The sequence below is a fragment of the Spirosoma aerophilum genome (genome assembly GCF_054782495.1).
Genome location: NZ_BAAGSJ010000010.1, coordinates 1 through 2,859, shown reverse-complemented (window position 1 = coordinate 2,859; position 2,859 = coordinate 1). Strand labels below are relative to the sequence as shown.

At 51.9% G+C, this 2,859-nt stretch carries 1 protein-coding gene; it reads left to right on the top strand.

What is annotated here, in order from left to right; genetic code table 11:
• Positions 1-1,267 precede the first annotated feature (1,267 nt).
• Positions 1,268-2,859: PAS domain-containing protein (locus tag ACYVK4_RS10795; RefSeq protein ID WP_461127516.1), on the top strand; the 1,592-nt coding region annotated here is incomplete at its 3' end.

Sequence of the window (2,859 nt, the reverse complement as noted above, 5' to 3'; positions counted from 1 at the left end):
AGCCCGGCACATGGCCCGCTACGACCGGTCGAACTTGTAGTAGTTTACTTGTCAGGGGTATTCTGGAGAAACCAGCCTTAGAGTGTCAGCCAGTGATTGGGCTTGGTGGCAATACATAAGGATATCATCCCTAAGTTTGGTGGCCTGGACGGGGTACCGGAAAGATAGTGCCTCCAAGCGGAATGGTTCGTGTAAACGCTACCGACTTTATGGATGCCCGAAGTGGCTGGTGTGCATCTCGTGGCTAGAAGCAACCCTATTGTATGATAGGTTACATTGGACAGCTATTAAAACCAGTGTTCTATAAAAACGCTCCTTGAAGAGGCGTACCAGTGTAAACGTGAGAAGAGCCAGTACCAATGAATAAATTACGATGTTACTATGTGATTTATATGGTAACATTGTGTATTCCAGATCTTAGGTTGTGGTCAACCATCAACTACTGGGATTCCCCTGACTTATGATCTTAAATATAAATCTAGTTCGCTCTTGGATAAAAGCGTCCCGGGCTGACTCCACCCACCTTGGCAGTCGCCGAGATTTTAGTCGTTTTTATGACTACTATGCACCGATGCTCTATGGACACCTGTTAGGCCGAACTAAAAATCCTTCGGTAGCCAAGGCTATTTTAGCGGACGTTTTCGTCATCTTTTGGCAAGAACGGGCTGCTTTTAATAAGAACCAATCCAGGCCCATTAAACAAGCGCCTCTGAGTTGGCTTTTGAGCATTACCCACCGGAAAGAATTCGACCCATAAAGCTGGCTAAGAGACATTACTTAATTAGCCTTAATGACTATCTATCCATAAGGCTTAAGCCTTCTATAACCAGCACTCAATCTGGTGAAGCCTACCCTAATAAATGGCTGAAGGACCACTTAAGTATCCTTCCTTTAGTAGGCGCGCTGGTATGCTGTAACACCGTATACGGTTGGTCAGCTAGAGAAAAATCACTGTCTCACCAGGCGCTTTTCAGGGAGACAAACGGCTTAGCAGGTATTTGCTTTCTGAATGGCGAAGTACTAAGCACGGCTTGGTTGACTACCTGGCCACCCCGATTTCTAGCCTTCGCGATCAATGCACTACCCGATGGGGCCAGACCACTTCACTAAACGCGCTCATTAAGCCAGTAGGCAAGCGCAGCTTAAGCTTTCCCCTCGGGGAATCTACCCGGTCAGGCTGAGTCGCCAGTAGGAGAACGACTAAATCGATACCGGCTATTTTATTAACCCCTAAAAGGGTACCTTTCCGGGTATATCCCCTTGGTTCATGACCAGCCACTCGTACCTGCCCTTCGATCAAGCCCTGAAAGATCGCCTCTTTGAGACCCTCATTCAACAAGCACCCGTGGCCATGGCCCTGTTTTACGGCCCTGACTTTGTGATTACCCTGGCCAACACCAGCGTCCTCGCCTACTGGGGCAGAACCCAGCAGCAGGTGATCAATAAGCCCCTCTTTGAGGCTTTACCCGAGGCCAGCGGCCAGGGCTTCGAAGCCTTATTGACCGATGTACTTACCACCGGAAAGCGGTATGTGGCCAAAGAAGTTGGAGTTGATTTGGAGCGCCATGGGCACTTAGAACGGACTTATATCGATTTTGTTTATGAGCCTTTTTACGAAGCTGGTCCCGGGGCGGGGGCTGATCGCATTACCGGAGTCACGGTCGTTTGTACCGAGGTGACCCAACAGGTGTTGAGCCGCCTCAAGATTGACGAAAGTCAGGCTCAATGGCTGGCTTCGTTTGAGCAGTCACCCGTCGGCATTGCCCTCATTAGTAGTGACCAGTTTGTGTTTCGCATGGCCAATGCCTTCTACCAAGAATTAGTGGGCCGCTCGCCGGCGCAATTGATTGGCCGCCCCCTGTTTGAAGTGCTGCCCGAACTCCAGGGGCAGGGCTTTGACCACTTATTGACCCAGGTGATCGCCACGGGCATTCCCTACACGGCCCATGAAGTGGCGGTGAATCTTATCCGCCAGGAGCAAGCCCAAACGATTTATGTGGACCTGATGTATCAACCCCAACGCGATGGGCGGGGGCATGTATCGGACATTCTCGTCGTTTGCACCGAAGTGACCCAACAGGTGCTCGCCCGCCGAAACATGCAGGCCAGTGAAGCCCGCTATCGAAGCTTGTCGGTGGAGTTAGATCAGCAAGTGCAACACCGCACCCAGGAACTCAACGCGGCCAATCACGAATTGACCAAAGCCAATGAGGAGTTAATCGAATCGAACAGCTTACTGGTTCGCTCCAATGAGAACCTGCAACAGTTTGCCTTCATCGCCAGTCATGATTTGCAGGAGCCGCTGCGCAAAATTCAATCCTTTGCGGACATCCTGAAAACAACTTATGCCCCTGAGTTAGGGACGGGCATCGATTTACTCAACCGGATGCAGCTAGCGGCTAGCCGGATGGCCAGCCTGATCCGGGATTTGCTGGCCTATTCCCGGATTGCTACCCAGCGCGAGAGCAGTGGTTGGGTGTCTCTATCGGACATGGTTGGTTTAGCCTTGAGCGATTTGGACCTGGTCCTTGAAGAGACGGGGGCGGTTGTCACGGTCGGGCCATTGCCGGTGGTACAGGGCGACCCGGCTCAACTGAATCTCCTCTTCCAAAACTTGTTGAGCAATGCACTTAAATTTAGCCAGCCTGGGGTGGCTCCCCGCATTGTCTTCCAGGCCAGCTGGATAGCAGCCGATCACCTACCCCAGGGCCTGAGCGTGAGCCGGGGCGCCATGGCCTATCACCGCATTGACGTGGTGGATAACGGCGTTGGCTTTGAGGAGAAGTACCTAGACCGCATCTTTCAGGTTTTCCAGCGCCTGCATAGTAAGAGCGAGTATGCGGGCACGGGGATTGGGCT